Consider the following 13,750-nt stretch of genomic DNA (forward strand, 5'->3'; position numbering starts at 1 on the left):
CTCTCCTTTGCTGTTCGTCCAGGTTTGTGGACGGTCAATCAGGCATGATGAGATCTGTGCCAAATGTCCCCCGCCCGTTCCCCGCTCCCTCCGACCTGCTGGGCGAGAGCCTGCACCTGCTCCGGCTCACCGGCACCCTGTACTGTCGCGCCGAGCTCACCGCGCCGTGGGGGATCGAGGTGCCGGCGCTCGACGGGTTGATGGCGCTGCTGGTCGTCACCTCGGGCCACTGCCTGCTGGAGGTCGACGGAGCCGAGCCGCGCCTGCTCCGGCAGGGCAGCCTCACCCTGATCCCGCACGGCATCCCACACCGGTTGCGCAGCGATCCCGGAGCCGACGTCGAACCGCTCTTCGACATACCGGTCGAGCAGGTCAGCGAGCGCTACGAGATCATGCGCCACGGTGGCGGCGGGGACCTCACGCACACCACCTACGGCGTCGTGCACTTCGACCATGTGGCCGCCCAGCGCCTCGTCGCGCAGCTTCCCGAGGTGCTGCACATCGACGCCTGGGACGAGGACACCGCCAACTGGCTCAGCAGCACGCTCCGGCTCATCTCCCGTGAGGCTCTCGCCCTGCGGCCGGGCGGGGAGACCGTCATCACCCGGCTCGCCGACATCCTCGTCGTCCAGGCGATCCGCTCCTGGCTCGACTCGGCGCCCGAGGCGAACCGGGGCTGGCTGGCCGCCCTGCGCGACGAGCAGGTGGGACAGGCGCTCGCGTTGCTCCACCGCGCGCCCGAACGGCAGTGGAGCGTCGCCTCGCTCGCGCGGGAGGTCGGCATGTCGCGTTCGGCCTTCTCGGCGCGGTTCACCGACCTGGTCGGTGAGTCCGCCATGCGCTATCTCGCCCACTGGCGCATGCAGCTGGCCCGCATGCACCTTCGGCGCACGTCGGAGCCGCTCTCGGTGGTCGCCCGCCGCTTCGGTTACCAGTCCGAGGCGGCGTTCTGCCGGGCTTTCAAACGGGCCTTCGGTGTGCCGCCGGGCAACGTCCGCCAGGCGTCGGACGAGGTGAGCCTGACGGCGCGAGGGTGGGACGGTGCTCCGGCGCGTTGAGCCGCGTGGGCGGCAAGGGCGTCGGGAATTCCACGTCGGGAGCTCTGAGCCGGGAGTTCTAAGCTGTCCGATCGTGCGCTTCCTCCCGCTCCGTGCCGGTTCCCCGCGACCTCTCCGACACGTGACCCTGTTGTCCGCCGTGTGTCTTGCCGTCCTGCCCGCCGGAGCCGCGCAGGCCGCCTCCCCCGAGTCCACGCCGGCGAAGCCGTCGAAGCAGGCCGCCACGTCCGGCTCTTCGTCTCCAGGGCGGACTGTCGCACCCAAGCCCTCGTTGCTGAAGTCCGGGAGGTTGGCGACCACCTCGTGCCCGGAGCCACCGCTCGTCGACAGGGGCATCCCGCGGCCGGGCGAGTATCTCACCGCGGTCACGAGGTGTCTGAGAACCTCGTGGTCCGCTCATTTCGCCCGCGCCGGGCTGCGCTTCCGTACGCCCACGATCCGCATCTACTCCGAGCCCGAGCGGCGCGTCTGCGGAATAGCGTGGCCCACCGGCGCGGACGCCTTCTACTGCACGGAGCGGGCCACGCTCGTGTTCCCGCTCACCGGCCTGTGGATCGAGGACAGGACCGACCTGTACCCCTTCAAGGTGGCGGCGCACGAGTACGGCCACCACCTGCAGAGCCTCACCGGCATCAGGACGCATTTCGAAAGGCGCGTCCGCGCCGAACGCACCCGCCATTTCGAACTCCGCCGCCGCTACGAACTCCAGGCCGACTGCCTGTCGGGGGTGTTCCTGGGCAGCGTACGAGACTCCCTGCCCCGTACCGAGCAGGACTGGAAGGCACTGTCGGAGACGATCCGCGCCAACGGCGACGAGGGCGAGTACCGCACCCACGGCAGCGGCGTCAACCGGGTCCGCTGGTTCGAACGCGGCTACCGGGCTGTCTCCCCCGGCGCCTGCGACACCTGGACCGCCACGCCGTCCCGGGTGTCCTGACCCGCGAACCCCGGCCGACGCGGCGCGGGGAGGGCTTCGGCTCCAGCCGGCTGCCCGTGTCGCCGGGAACCTCAGGGGTTCGGGCCGGCGCGGTGCCTGCCCACGGGGGCGACCCGGCGATCGGCGTACCTGTCTATGGGAGCGACCGGCCGATCGGCGTACCCGTCCTCGGGAGCGATCGGACTGTCGGCGTACCCGTCCCCGGTGGCGGAGCCGTTCCGGCCCAGACGCTCCAGCAGCGGCGACACCAGCCGCACCGCCGGCGGTGTGAACGTGAGAAGCACCGCCGTCACCACGGCCGCGGCGAGGAGCACACCGGCGAGCACGTCGTGCGGGTAGTGGACCCCCACCATCACCCGGAGCAGCGCCGCCGCCACGGCCAGCGGCAGGGTCACCGCGGCGAGGCGGGGACGGAGCAGGGCCAGTCCGACCGCGAGTCCGGCGGCGAGGGTGGCGTGGTTGCTCGGAAACGACCAGTCCCCCACGCCGGGGCACTCCGCGATCGCCGCCGCGGCTCCCGGCACCACCCGGCAGGGGCGTTCCTCGACCACCATCAGCTTCACCGTCTCGCTGATCGCGTAGGCGGTGACGGTGCCCACACCGATCATGACGGTTCCCGCGACACCGCGCGCGTCGCCCCGGCGCAGGGCGGTCCACCACACCCAGACGAGGATCAGGCCGAGGATGACGAGGGTGCCCTCGCTGGCTATCTCCATCGCCGTACTCGCCCAGGTGGGCGCGTTCGCCATCGCCTCGGTCACCGATCGGTAGCCGGAGGCCGAGATGCCTTCCACGACCTTCGCCGGACCGGTTCCTTCCGTTCCCTCCGGCGAAAGCCAGGCGACGGCCCCGGCTCCCAGGCCCAGTGACGCGGTCGAGCCGAGCAGCCGGTTGCGGAGATTGTTCCCACCGTCAGTCTTCATAGCGGATGATCATAAGAAGGAACGTGGCATAACGCCTAAATGAACAGCATTTAACTTCACGATGAAGGCCGGTCGTCATTCGCGGCCAGGTGTCGGGAGCCATCCCCCGGCTCTCGGCGCGTTCCGCGATCGGCCGCGGTACGCCGTCGGCCCGACCCGACCTCGCCACAGCCTCACACCGTCCCCTCCTCGTCCCGCCCTGACCTTGCCTCCGCCTCACGTCGTCCCGCCACGGCCTCGCCTCCGCCGGCGGGTCGAACCCTGCCGAGACGCGGTAGCCGCTGCCGTCCGCCGGGTGACGGATCCGCGCTCCGCCGTACGACGGACGGCCGGACGGCCCGTACCCCGTCCGGAGACGGGGGGTGGACGGCCTGGGTAGCATGCTGTGCATGCCTGGCACGACGACCGGTCTCGCGAGGATCAGGCTGGTCATCGCGGACGACCAGGCCATGATCCGCACCGGGCTGCGTTTCGTCGTGGAGGCCGCGACGGACATCGAGGTCGTCGGGGAGGCGGGCGACGGGCTGGAAGCCCTCTCCGTGACCCGGCGGCTACGACCGGACGTGCTGCTGATGGACATCGCGATGCCCCGAATGGACGGCCTGAGCGCCGCCCGGCGACTGCTCGCGGACCCGCATCCGCCCCGGATCGTCATGCTGACCACCTTCGACACCGACGAGAACCTGCATGCCTCGCTCCGCGCCGGAGTGAACGGCTTCCTGCTCAAGTCCTCGCCCCCCGAGCAGCTCATCGAGGCGGTACGGGTGGCGGCGGCCGGCGAGGCGCTCATCGACCCGGCGGCCGCCATGCGGGTCATCGCCTCGTTCGCCGCGCACCACGAGCCGGTCGCGCCGCCGGAGCTGGCCACGCTCACCCCGCGCGAACTGGAGGTGCTGCGCCTGCTCTCCCGAGGACTGTCCAACCCTGAGATCGCACGGGAGTGCCAGGTCGGCGACGCGACCATCAGAACCCACGTCGCCCGGGTGCTGCACAAGCTCGGCCTGCGCGACCGGATCCAGGCCGTCGTGTTCGCCTACGAGGCCGGGGTCGTGCGGCCGGGACAGCAGGACCGCCCGTGCTGAGGAGACTGCTCGGCGACTGGCGGCCTACCTGGCTGGATCTCCTGCTCTCCCTCGCCGTGGTGATCACCGGCCTCGCCGAGTCCTTCGGCCGTCAGGGCTCCCAGCCCGGCCAGATCAGCGACCCGGTGCCGCTGGCGGTGGGGGCGGTCGTCACCGGGACGCTACTGCTGCTCCGGCGTAGGTTCCCCACAACCCTGCTCATCGCGCTCATCTCGATCGGCCTCACCATACGGACGGTGGCGGGTGACGGCTACTACGCCGCCTGGCACTTCTACTCGACGCTCATCCTCGTCCACACCGTGGCGAGCGCCGCGGAGCTGCGCAGCCGCCGCGGGCTCGCGGGACTGGCGTGCGTACTGGTGGCGTACGCGAGCCTGCAGACGTTCCAGCGCAACGACATCGCCGAATTCATGATCGGCGCCGTCTTCATCGGGGTGGCGTACGGGAGCGGCATCCTGTTGCGCCGCCAGATCGACCGGACGTTGCGGCTGGCGGAACGCGCCGTTCGCCTTGAGGTGGAACGGGAGGAGCGGGCCCGGCAGGCGGTGGCGGAGGAGCGGACCCGGATCGCGAGGGAGCTGCACGACGTCGTCTCGCACAACGTGAGCGTGATGACCCTGCACACGGGCGGGGTGCGGATGCGACTCGGCGAGGAGCACCGGCGGGAGCGTGACATGCTGCTCGGGGTCGAGAAGGCGGGTCGCGAGGCGATCGAGGAGCTCCAGCTCATGCTGGGAGTGCTCCGCGGGAGCGGCGATCCGAACCCCGGCGCCTCCCAGCCGAGCCTGGAGCGGCTGAACGAGCTGGTCACGCAGGTCAGGGAGGCCGGGTTGGACGTACGCCTCCGGATCACCGGCGAGCCGCGTCCCCTGCCGCCGGGACTCGCGCTCTCCGCCTACCGGGTGATCCAGGAGGCTCTGACGAACGTGCTGAAGCACTCCCCCGCCGCCGCTGCCGAGGTCGTCGTCGCCCACGGGCCGACCGGGCTGGATCTGGAGATCACCGACGACGGCACGGGCGACGGCACTTTCCCGGCCGACGTGCCCGACTCGGACGCACAGCGCTCGGACGGACAGCATTCGGACGGACAGCGCTCGGACGGACGGTACTCCGGTGGGCACGGTCTGATCGGGATGCGTGAGCGGACCGCGATGCACGGCGGCGAGTTGTCCGCGGGCCCCCTGCCCGGTGGCGGTTACCGGGTGGTCGCCCGGTTTCCGCTGGACGCCTCGGTGGCGACCGGCTGAGCCGTTTCCCGCCCGGCCCACTCCGCGTCGCTCATCCGCAGCATCCGCAGCCCGATCGCGCCGGAACCGGCCAGGTAGAGCAGGCCGCCCACGGCCGTGCCGATCGGGAAGACCGGGGCACCGAAGATACCCGCGATGATCGCGAAAGGGGCCCACCACGGCCCGTGACCGGCGTAGGCCAGGACCAGGCCGAGCAGGAACAGGCCGAGCAGCCCGAGGAAGCCCGGGATCTGGAACCCGAAGGTGGCGCCGGGGTCGGAGAACGCCTGTTCGGCGAGCTTCGCGCCCTCGGCGGGCGGCAGGGCGCGTTCGAGCCGGGAGTAGAAGAAGTCCCCGAGCATCAGCCCGGAGAAGTTCACCACGCCGAGGAGCGCGAGACCACCGGCGAGATGGCCGAAGACGACTCCCCGGTGCCGGATGAGGTGGATCATCCCGATGATTCCCGGGATCAGCAGCACCCAGCTCCAGTGCAGCAGCGAGGCGCTGACCGAGACCTGTTCCGGATACCTGCCGTAGACGCCGGTGGTGTCACCGCCCTGCCGCAGGGCCGGGTCGGCGACGACGCCCGCGATGTAGATGAGCGGCGCGACGATGAGGCACACCCCTGCGGCCCATCTGCGGAAGCCGAGTGGATTGGAGAGCGATGGCATGAGATCTTCCCTTGCGTTCCGGCCCGCACCTGGACCGGCGGGGCGAGGACGGGAACGCTAGGCAACGACACGGCGTGCGTCGTCCTCCTCCTGGTCTATCGCCACTCCGCCGTCCGGCGGACCGCCGTAATCGGTTTGACTCTCCAGTGACTGGAGGGTTGATGCTGCTGTGGTGAACGACCGCGACCAACTGCTCACCATCGGACAGCTCGCCGACTGCACGGGCCTGTCGGTGCGTACGATCCGCTTCTGGTCCGACATCGACGTCATCCCGCCGACGCGCCGGTCGGCGGGCGGTTTTCGTCTGTACGACATGGAGGCGGTGGCCCGGCTTGACCTGGTGCGAACGCTGCGCGAACTGGGGCTGGACCTCGACACCGTTCAGAAGGTCCTGACCAGGCAGTGCACGGTGGCCGACGTCGCGCGGGCGCACATGCGGGCGGTGGACACCCAGATCCGCTCCCTGCGGTTGCGCCGGGCGGTGCTGCGGTCGATCACCCAACAGGAGCGCACGACCGAGGAGATGGTACTCATGCACAGGTTGATCCGCCTGTCCGCTCAGGAGCGGCAGCGAATGATCGACGACTTCGTCGACCGTACGTTCGACGGCATCGACCCGCAGGCGCCGGGGGCTCACATCGCGGCCTCGATGCGCCAGGTTCCCGCAGAGCTGCCGGACGATCCCACCCCGGAGCAGGTCGAGGCGTGGCTGGAGCTCGCCGAACTCCTGGGCGACGCCGGCTTCCAGGAGCGCGCACGGCAGATGGCGGTGGCCGGTGCCACAGCATCCGGCGACGAGGTGCCGCAGCCGTACGACCCCGCCCTCGTCTTTGAGCACGCGGGGAGAGCGGTGGCCGCCGGCATCGGCCCCGAGTCTGCCGAGGGCAGGGCGATCCTGGATCTGATCGTGGATCCGGGGCTGCCCGCCGCGGACCGCGCCCGGTTGGCCGACCAGGTGGAGACGTTCACCGACCGCCGGGTGGAGCGGTACTGGCAGCTCGTGGGTGTGCTGAACGACAGGCCGCCGTTTCCGCCCAGGGTTCCCGACTTCGAATGGTTCATCGCCGCGTTGCGCGCGTCCTGATCCGCAGCCGCCCTCGGAGACGGGCTCCGAGGGTGGCCGGCACCGTCCGGAGGTGAGGGTCCCCGGCTTCCGGTCCCGGGCCGGTTCGCCGTCGTGGTCGTCACTACGGCTTCACGGCGGTCCGCCACGAGAGGAAGAACCTCGTCTTCGTCGTTGACGACGTTTACCACTCTCCCATAACATCGTCTCTATCAGAGACGATATTTTACGCATCCCGTGGACGTGGGGCTTCGCCTCGGGCGAGGCGGCGAGTGGTAGTAATGAGACCCGTAAAGGAGGCCGGACAGACAAGTTGGTGCACCATGACCGAGCACTTCCTCGGCGTTCTCGGCATCGGCGAGGCGCTGGGGGTGAGCCGACACGCGGTGCACAAATGGCGCTCCCGCTATCCGAGCGGTTCGAGCCACCCCTTTCCGGAGCCCGACGTCGAGGTCGACGGGGCTCCCGGCTGGCGGGCCGACCGACTGGAGGAGATCACGCGGTGGCGTGACGGCCTGCCGGGCCGCGGCGCGGGCGGAGGCCGCCCCTCAGCGGCACGCCAGGAGTATCTGAGGGCGGCGACGGCACGCGGCCTGGATCGGGACGAGGCGATGCGCGCGCTCGTCACGTTCACCGAAGAGTTTCCCGAGATGACCGAGCCGGAGATCTGTGCCTGGCTCATCGAGAAATGGCGCCGGTAGCACTTTCCGGCGACACACCCCAAACGAGACGAGAGGCGATGACGCATGTCCGAAATCGGCGGGAGCACCGCACCGGGATTCGAAGGGGTGCGCGAGGCGTTCGCGGCCAACCTGGCCGGTGGACAGGAGGTGGGCGCCGCGGTCGGCGTCTACCTGCACGGCAGGAAGGTCGTGGACCTGTGGGGCGGGATCGCCGATCCCGAGACCGGCCGCCCGTGGGAGCGCGACACCGTGCAGGTCGTGTTCTCCACCACCAAGGGCGTCACCGCCGCCTGCGCGCACCTGCTCGCCCAGCGGGGCGAACTGGACCTCGACGCACCCGTCGCCGCGTACTGGCCGGAGTTCGCGGCGAACGGCAAGGAGCGCGTCCCGGTCCGCTGGCTGCTCACCCACCAGGCGGGACTGCCCGTGATCGACCACCCGATCACCCCGGCCGAGGCGATCACCTGGGACCCGATGGTGACCGCCCTGGCCGCCCAGCGCCCCTCCTGGGAGCCGGGCACCGCGCACGGCTACCACGCGCACACCTACGGCTGGCTGGTCGGGGAGGTCGTCCGCCGGGTGACCGGCCGCAGCCTCGGCACGTTCCTCGCCGAGGAGATCGCCGCACCGCTCGGCCTGGACCTGTGGATCGGGCTGCCGGAAACCGAGTCGCACCGGGTCAGCCGGATCGTCGCCGACCCGATCGATCTGGACGCGTTCACCCGGATCGACCTGGACGCCCTTCCCGGGCCCGCACGCGAGGTGATGGCGGCGTACGCGGACCCCACGTCGCTGACCAGGCGGGCGATGTCCGTCATCACGCCGCTGCCGGACCACGACGACCCCGCCGAGCAGGCCGCCGAGATGCCCTCGACCAACGGCATCTGCACGGCCCGCTCGCTTGCCCGTTTCTACGCCGCGCTCATCGGCGAGGTCGACGGACATCGCGTCCTCACGCCCGACACCCTGGCCGCGGCGACCGCGGAACAGGTCGCCGGCATCGACCGGGTCCTGCGAGTGCCCGTCCGGATCGGCACCGGTTTCGGCCTGCCGACGCCGGACGCCTTCTGGTACAGCCCGACCGCCTTCGGGTTTTCCGGCTACGGCGGATCGCTCGGCTTCGCCGACCCGGCGAACGGCCTCGCCTTCGGTTACGTGATGAACCGTCTCCAGGAAGGCGTACCGGACCACAGAGCCGCCACCCTCCTCGGCGCGGTCCACGACGCACTCGAACTCCGGGCCCGGTAGGCCCCGCTCACCGTCCCGCGACGGCCCTCCGGCGGTGACCCGCAGGCGCCGAATCGGTTTCCCGGTCACGAAGCGGCTCGTCATGCCGTTCGGAGACCTCGCCCCGAAACCCCCGGGGCCGATGAACAACGGCTCCCTTCGTACGGTTTCGGGAGTCGATACCGGTTCGCTCGGTGATCGCGGATCATCGCTAGATTGATCTCCGGTCAACCTCACCTCCCGACAGACCTGACACCAGGTCGTGCACCGGCATCAGCCGAAGGAAGGAAGATCCGCCATGCCCACCGTGACAGTGCAGATTCCCACCGCGGACGGCCATGCCGACGCCGTGGCCGCCTTCCCCGACAACGGCGAACGGCACCCGGGCGTGCTGATGTACACGGACATCTTCGGCGTGCGGCCCGTGCTGAGAGAGATGGCCCGCGAACTGGCCGACCACGGGTACTACGTGCTCGTCCCCAACCTCTACTACCGGCACGGCCCGGCACCGGTGGTCGAACTTCCGGAGCACATCAGCAAGGAGGTCCGGCCCGCGCTCTTCGCCCAGCTGCTGCCTCTCGCCCAGGCGCACACCACCGAATGTGTCCTGCGCGACGCCGACGCCTACCTCGAGTTCCTCACCACCCGGCCGGAGGTCGGTGCCGGACCGGTCGCCGTGGTCGGCTACTGCATGGGCGCCGTCCTGGCGATGCGCACCGCGGCGGCCCACCCCGGCCAGGTCGCCGCCTTCGCCGGATTCCACCCCAGCCCGCTGGTGACCGACGCGCCCGACAGCCCGCACCTCCTCGTCCCCGAACTCGCCGCCCAGATCCACCTCGGCCTTGCGGAAACCGACATGTCGCCCGAGGCCATCGGCGAGCTCAACCAGGCCATGGATGCCGCGGGGCTCACCTACACCACCGAGGTCTACCCCGGTGCCCTCCACGGCTTCACCATGTCCGACACCGATGTCTTCGACCCCGCCGCGCTGCGGCGCCACTGGGACCGCCTGCTCCCCCTCCTCGGCCGCACCCTGGCCGGCGGCTGAGACTCCGGCTCGGAGACCGTGCCTGACGTACGCCCGGAGTCCCCGGCTCGCACGCCGACGGCCGGGACCCGGTGATCGCGGTCACCGGGATTCCCTCAGGGAACGAGGATGATCTTGCCGCGGGTACGGCCGGACTCGGCGTCGCGGTGCACCGCGGCCAGGTCGGCGAGCGGGCGGGGAGAGCGGTGGCCGCCGGCATCGGCCCCGAGTCTGCCGAGGGCAGGGCGATCCTGGATCTGATCGTGGATCCGGGGCTGCCCGCCGCGGACCGCGCCCGGTTGGCCGACCAGGTGGAGACGTTCACCGACCGCCGGGTGGAGCGGTACTGGCAGCTCGTGGGTGTGCTGAACGACAGGCCGCCGTTCCCGCCCAGGGTTCCCGACTTCGAATGGTTCATCGCCGCGTTGCGCGCGTCCTGATCCGCGGCCGCCCTCGGAGACAGGCCCCCTGAGGGCGGTCAGCATCGTATAGAAGTGAGAGTCCCCGAAGTCCGTTGGCTGGTCGGGGAGTTCGTCCGCCGGGTGATCGACCGCAGTCCCGACACGTTCCTCAGTGAAAGCCGATCGGTTTCCCTGGAAACATCACAGGATCTCCGGCAACAAAGTCAAGGCCGTGACATGACGTGGTCGTACAGCGGTGAAATGGCGACGGTCGATGGTGGCGACCTTCGATATCTCCAATCGCTCCGCCAGTGCGATCACCGAGGCATCGACCAGCCCCAGCCGCAGATCGTCGTAGGTTTCGACGAGTTGCGCGGTGCGCGCTATGTCCTCAACCGTCAGATCCACCAATTCGAGTTCACCTCGCGCTACCGACGCCAAGAACGCGGCCTCACTCTTCGCACCGAGGTTTTTCTCCACATGCCAAGATGTTTCGGTCAGCACGGTCACAGGGAGAAGAAGCCGATCGGGCAATGTGGAAAGCAACCGCGCGGCCACCTCGTGATGGGCATCGGATCGGTCAATCGCAGCGTACAGAACGCCGGTATCCAGCAAGGTAACCGTCACGAAGGACGATCTAACCCTTCACGAAGCAGCTCGTCATGCCGTTCGGAAACATCACCTCGCCCAGAGGCCCCCAGGCCGATGAACGACAGTCCCCTTCGCACGGTTTCGGGGCCCGAATCCTCGACAAACCTGGCGAGCTCCGGATCGGACTCCACAAGCACGCGCAGACGCCGCACCCCAGCCGGAGGAAGCCTGTCGACAAGGTGGTGCATGTCCTCGTAGTCATGGGCAGCGGTCATGACTACGAGTGTACGTGTTGCCCGGCCACGGAACCGGATCTCCTCCATCGCCGTGGCCCTTCGGACACCAAAGATCGGAAGGCGCCATCCGGAGAGTTCACATAAGCATTAATTTCCAGCAAAAGAGGAATCTCCGCCGGACTGACCGGCCATGGCGGGGACGGCCTGGCGGCTGTTCCGAACCACCGGTTCCGGCCGGCGAGCGGCTCGACGGTGATCACACTGTTCGACGGCCGAAGACCGGAATCAGCACCGCGCCGACGGCGAGGTGCATCAGCGCCAGGATGGCCCTGGTCCCGCCGGTCGCCTCGACCGCGAACAGCGGCAGGAACGACACCAGCACCAGGACGACGGCGATCATGGCCCAGATGACCGGCGCCCTGCGGGTCAGCCGATCCAGCAGCGCACGCGCGCCCCAGCCGAGCACAGAGATGACGAGTGTGACGGTGGCGGCGAACGGCAGGCCGATGACTCCGGGGGGTTGGCCGTTGCGGGGGTCGACGCGCAAATCGATGTTCAGGATTTGGGCGACGGCCCATAGCAGCGCCGTGGCACCGACGGCACCCCCGACCGCGAGGGCGGCGACGCGTGGCCGCATGGTCACCGGGGAGGTTGACGTGGTGGTCATGGGGACTCCTTCAGGGAACGAGGATGATCTTGCCGCGGGTACGGCCGGACTCGGCGTCGCGGTGCACCGCGGCCAGGTCGGCGAGCGGGCGCGTCTCGGAGATGTCGAGACGGACGACGCCCGCGTCGACGAGCTTGACCAGGGCGGCGAGGTCGCCCGTGTCGTTGCGGGCCACGAAGTGCCTCGCGGTCACCGGGGAGTCCGCGGGGAGCCTGAGCGGAACGGTGACGGACACGACGAGACCGCCCGGCCGGACCAGCGGCACCAGTGGCCTCGCGCCGGCCGCGACGATGTGCAGGACCACGTCCACCGGTTCGTCCAGCGCTTCGGCGACGGGCGTGGCCGTGTAGTCGACGATCCGGTCCGCGCCGAGGCGGCGGACCGTCTCGGCGCTGCGAGGACCGGCCGTGGCGATGACGTACGCCCCGGCGTGCTTGGCGAGCTGGACGGCGAACCCTCCGACGCCGCCGCCCGCGCCGTTGACGAGCACCCGCTGCCCGGAGGTGATGGCCGCGTGCTCGAACACCGCCTGCCACGCGGTGAGGCCCGCGATGGGGAGGGCGGCGGCGTGCGCGAGAGGGACACCGGTCGGCGGCGTGACCAGGGTGTCCGCGGCGGCGGTGACGTACTCGGCCGCGGCGCCTCCACCGTCGAGCTGGCCGACGACCCGGTCGCCGACGGCGAGGGTGTGCACGCCGTCGCCGACCTCGGCGACCGTACCGGCGACGTCCCCGCCGAGCGTGTACGGCAGGTCGAGCGAGAAGACCGAGCGCAGGAGCCCTCGGCGCAGGCCGATGTCGGACGGGTTGAAGGAGGTCGCGGCGACGTCGATCAGCACCTCCCCCGGGCCGGGCACCGGCCTGGGGATGTCGTCGCGGCGGATGACGGAGGCGTCACCGTACTCGTGGATTCGGATGGCTTTCACACAGTCGAAGCTACGGGCAGCCGACGAGACGAACCATGTTCGGTGATCCCTCATTCATAATCGATCGTCTTCGTGGGGATATCCTCGCCGGATGGACGTGCTCAGCGATGTGATCGCGGTCATGCGGACCGGACAGCCGCGCTCGGCCCGGGTGGCCTGGCACGCCCCGTGGGCGCAGCGGTTCGCCCCCATCCCCGGGGCCATCGGCCTGCAGGTGATCCTTCAGGGACCGTGCTGGCTCATCGGACCGGACGGCGACGCCGTGCAGCTGGTCGCCGGGGATGTGGTGTTCCGCCCCCACGGGCGCGGGCACACGCTGGCCGACAGCCCGTCGACCTCGCCGGTCGCGCCCGCCTGCGACCCGGGCGATCCCCGCCTCCTCCAGCGCTACGTCACCGACACCGTGGGCGCCCCCGACGGCGCCGGTGCTCCGGCCGCCGTGACGCTCTGCGGCGGGTATCACCTCGACCCGGCCCGCACCCATCCACTGCTGAACGATCTTCCCGAGCTCATCCACCTTCCCGCGCACCTCGGACGACACCCCGAACTGCGCTCCACCGTCGACCTGCTCGCGGGCGAGGTGGCGGGCCCCCGCCTCGGTACGGACGCCATCGTGCCCGCGTTGCTCGACACGCTGCTGCTGCACATCCTGCGTGCCTGGCTCGACCGACGGCCGGTCCCCGGAACCACCGGCTGGGCGGCGGCGCTCAACGACCCGGCCACCACCGCCGCGCTGCAGGCCATGCACAGCGACCCGGCGCGACCGTGGACCGTCGCGACGCTCGCCGCCGAGGCGGGGCTGTCCCGGGCGCCGTTCGCCCGCCGCTTCACCGCCCTGGTCGGCCGGCCGCCGCTGACCTACCTGACCTGGTGGCGGATGACCGTCGCCGCGCGGCTCCTGCGCGAATCCGACGCCCCGCTGCACTCCGTCGCGACCAGGGTCGGCTACACCTCGGAGTTCGCCTTCGCCAACGCGTTCAAACGCCAGTGCGGCACCGCCCCCGGCAGATACCGCCGCAGCGGGTAGAACAAC

General features: G+C 70.4%; 16 protein-coding genes. 10 read left to right on the forward strand and 6 right to left on the reverse strand.

What is annotated here, in order from left to right; all coding sequences use genetic code 11:
• Nucleotides 1–56: 56 nt before the first annotated feature.
• Together ACFY3V_RS03500 and ACFY3V_RS03505 are read left to right on the forward strand one after the other, a co-directional pair.
• Nucleotides 57–1,058: an AraC family transcriptional regulator gene (locus ACFY3V_RS03500; RefSeq protein ID WP_362902687.1), complete on the forward strand. Its 1,002-nt coding sequence runs from the start codon at nucleotides 57–59 to the stop codon at nucleotides 1,056–1,058.
• 121 nt (nucleotides 1,059–1,179) lie between these two features.
• Nucleotides 1,180–1,995, forward strand: a complete 816-nt coding sequence (locus ACFY3V_RS03505) for a neutral zinc metallopeptidase (protein ID WP_389769566.1) — start codon at nucleotides 1,180–1,182, stop codon at nucleotides 1,993–1,995.
• A gap of 71 nt (nucleotides 1,996–2,066) precedes the next feature.
• Here the strand turns inward: ACFY3V_RS03505 and ACFY3V_RS03510 are convergent, their stop codons facing one another.
• Entirely contained in the window at nucleotides 2,067–2,918 is an 852-nt protein-coding gene (locus tag ACFY3V_RS03510) for a phosphatase PAP2 family protein (RefSeq protein ID WP_389769570.1), read from the reverse strand.
• 389 nt (nucleotides 2,919–3,307) lie between these two features.
• On the opposite strand from ACFY3V_RS03510, the gene ACFY3V_RS03515 reads away from it, so the two are divergent.
• Both ACFY3V_RS03515 and ACFY3V_RS03520 read left to right on the forward strand, forming a co-directional pair.
• Nucleotides 3,308–4,000: a response regulator gene (locus ACFY3V_RS03515; protein ID WP_389769573.1), complete on the forward strand. Its 693-nt coding sequence runs from the start codon at nucleotides 3,308–3,310 to the stop codon at nucleotides 3,998–4,000.
• On the forward strand, nucleotides 3,994–5,247 hold the full coding sequence (locus ACFY3V_RS03520) for a sensor histidine kinase (RefSeq protein ID WP_389769576.1): 1,254 nt from the start codon (nucleotides 3,994–3,996) through the stop codon (nucleotides 5,245–5,247). The genes ACFY3V_RS03515 and ACFY3V_RS03520 overlap by 7 nt, the downstream gene beginning before the upstream one ends.
• Here the strand turns inward: ACFY3V_RS03520 and ACFY3V_RS03525 are convergent.
• The gene (locus tag ACFY3V_RS03525) at nucleotides 5,196–5,897 is read right to left on the reverse strand and encodes a hypothetical protein (RefSeq protein ID WP_389769580.1); all 702 of its coding nucleotides are present in this window, start codon (nucleotides 5,895–5,897) and stop codon (nucleotides 5,196–5,198) included. The two genes, ACFY3V_RS03520 and ACFY3V_RS03525, sit on opposite strands and share 52 nt — an antisense overlap.
• 172 nt (nucleotides 5,898–6,069) lie before the next feature.
• On the opposite strand from ACFY3V_RS03525, the gene ACFY3V_RS03530 reads away from it, so the two are divergent.
• The 5 genes from ACFY3V_RS03530 (at nucleotide 6,070) to ACFY3V_RS03550 (ending at nucleotide 10,337) form a co-directional block, all read left to right on the forward strand.
• On the forward strand, nucleotides 6,070–6,981 hold the full coding sequence (locus ACFY3V_RS03530) for a MerR family transcriptional regulator (RefSeq protein ID WP_389769583.1): 912 nt from the start codon (nucleotides 6,070–6,072) through the stop codon (nucleotides 6,979–6,981).
• 302 nt (nucleotides 6,982–7,283) lie between these two features.
• The gene (locus ACFY3V_RS03535) at nucleotides 7,284–7,661 is read left to right on the forward strand and encodes a hypothetical protein (RefSeq protein WP_350944354.1); all 378 of its coding nucleotides are present in this window, start codon (nucleotides 7,284–7,286) and stop codon (nucleotides 7,659–7,661) included.
• Nucleotides 7,662–7,706: 45 nt separating this feature from the next.
• A complete protein-coding gene (locus tag ACFY3V_RS03540; RefSeq protein ID WP_389769588.1) occupies nucleotides 7,707–8,891 on the forward strand; it encodes a serine hydrolase domain-containing protein in 1,185 nt (394 codons plus the stop codon).
• A gap of 277 nt (nucleotides 8,892–9,168) precedes the next feature.
• Nucleotides 9,169–9,918, forward strand: coding sequence for a dienelactone hydrolase family protein (locus ACFY3V_RS03545; RefSeq protein WP_389769592.1), 750 nt, complete (start codon nucleotides 9,169–9,171; stop codon nucleotides 9,916–9,918).
• 71 nt (nucleotides 9,919–9,989) lie between these two features.
• Nucleotides 9,990–10,337 carry a hypothetical protein gene (locus ACFY3V_RS03550; RefSeq protein WP_362902705.1) on the forward strand — a complete coding sequence of 116 codons (348 nt, stop codon included), beginning with the start codon at nucleotides 9,990–9,992 and terminating at the stop codon, nucleotides 10,335–10,337.
• 162 nt (nucleotides 10,338–10,499) lie between these two features.
• On the opposite strand, the gene ACFY3V_RS03555 is transcribed toward ACFY3V_RS03550, so the two are convergent.
• The 4 genes from ACFY3V_RS03555 to ACFY3V_RS03570 form a co-directional block, all read right to left on the reverse strand.
• Entirely contained in the window at nucleotides 10,500–10,925 is a 426-nt protein-coding gene (locus ACFY3V_RS03555) for a PIN domain-containing protein (RefSeq protein WP_362902707.1), read from the reverse strand.
• The gene (locus tag ACFY3V_RS03560) at nucleotides 10,922–11,164 is read right to left on the reverse strand and encodes a hypothetical protein (protein WP_362902709.1); all 243 of its coding nucleotides are present in this window, start codon (nucleotides 11,162–11,164) and stop codon (nucleotides 10,922–10,924) included. The genes ACFY3V_RS03555 and ACFY3V_RS03560 overlap by 4 nt, the downstream gene beginning before the upstream one ends.
• A 217-nt stretch (nucleotides 11,165–11,381) precedes the next feature.
• Nucleotides 11,382–11,792: a DUF6069 family protein gene (locus ACFY3V_RS03565; RefSeq protein ID WP_362902710.1), complete on the reverse strand. Its 411-nt coding sequence runs from the start codon at nucleotides 11,790–11,792 to the stop codon at nucleotides 11,382–11,384.
• 10 nt (nucleotides 11,793–11,802) lie between these two features.
• Complete coding sequence (locus tag ACFY3V_RS03570) at nucleotides 11,803–12,717, reverse strand: NADP-dependent oxidoreductase (protein ID WP_362902711.1); 915 nt, start codon at nucleotides 12,715–12,717, stop codon at nucleotides 11,803–11,805.
• Between the two features lie 91 nt (nucleotides 12,718–12,808).
• On the opposite strand from ACFY3V_RS03570, the gene ACFY3V_RS03575 reads away from it, so the two are divergent.
• A complete protein-coding gene (locus ACFY3V_RS03575) occupies nucleotides 12,809–13,744 on the forward strand; it encodes an AraC family transcriptional regulator (RefSeq protein WP_362902712.1) in 936 nt (311 codons plus the stop codon).
• The last annotated feature ends 6 nt before the right edge of the window (nucleotides 13,745–13,750 follow it).

This window comes from Streptosporangium sp. NPDC000095, from assembly GCF_042899335.1.
Classification (GTDB): Bacteria; Actinomycetota; Actinomycetes; order Streptosporangiales; family Streptosporangiaceae; genus Streptosporangium.

Excerpts from the sequence above, each read along its gene's own strand:
- ACFY3V_RS03510 (WP_389769570.1), bottom strand. The coding sequence starts at position 2,918 with ATGAAGACTGACGGTGGGAACAATCTCCGCAACCGGCTGCTCGGCTCG.
- ACFY3V_RS03515 (WP_389769573.1), top strand. The coding sequence starts at position 3,308 with ATGCCTGGCACGACGACCGGTCTCGCGAGGATCAGGCTGGTCATCGCG.
- ACFY3V_RS03525 (WP_389769580.1), bottom strand. The coding sequence starts at position 5,897 with ATGCCATCGCTCTCCAATCCACTCGGCTTCCGCAGATGGGCCGCAGGG.
- ACFY3V_RS03535 (WP_350944354.1), top strand. The coding sequence starts at position 7,284 with ATGACCGAGCACTTCCTCGGCGTTCTCGGCATCGGCGAGGCGCTGGGG.
- ACFY3V_RS03540 (WP_389769588.1), top strand. The coding sequence starts at position 7,707 with ATGTCCGAAATCGGCGGGAGCACCGCACCGGGATTCGAAGGGGTGCGC.
- ACFY3V_RS03545 (WP_389769592.1), top strand. The coding sequence starts at position 9,169 with ATGCCCACCGTGACAGTGCAGATTCCCACCGCGGACGGCCATGCCGAC.
- ACFY3V_RS03560 (WP_362902709.1), bottom strand. The coding sequence starts at position 11,164 with ATGACCGCTGCCCATGACTACGAGGACATGCACCACCTTGTCGACAGG.
- ACFY3V_RS03565 (WP_362902710.1), bottom strand. The coding sequence starts at position 11,792 with ATGACCACCACGTCAACCTCCCCGGTGACCATGCGGCCACGCGTCGCC.
- ACFY3V_RS03575 (WP_362902712.1), top strand. The coding sequence starts at position 12,809 with ATGGACGTGCTCAGCGATGTGATCGCGGTCATGCGGACCGGACAGCCG.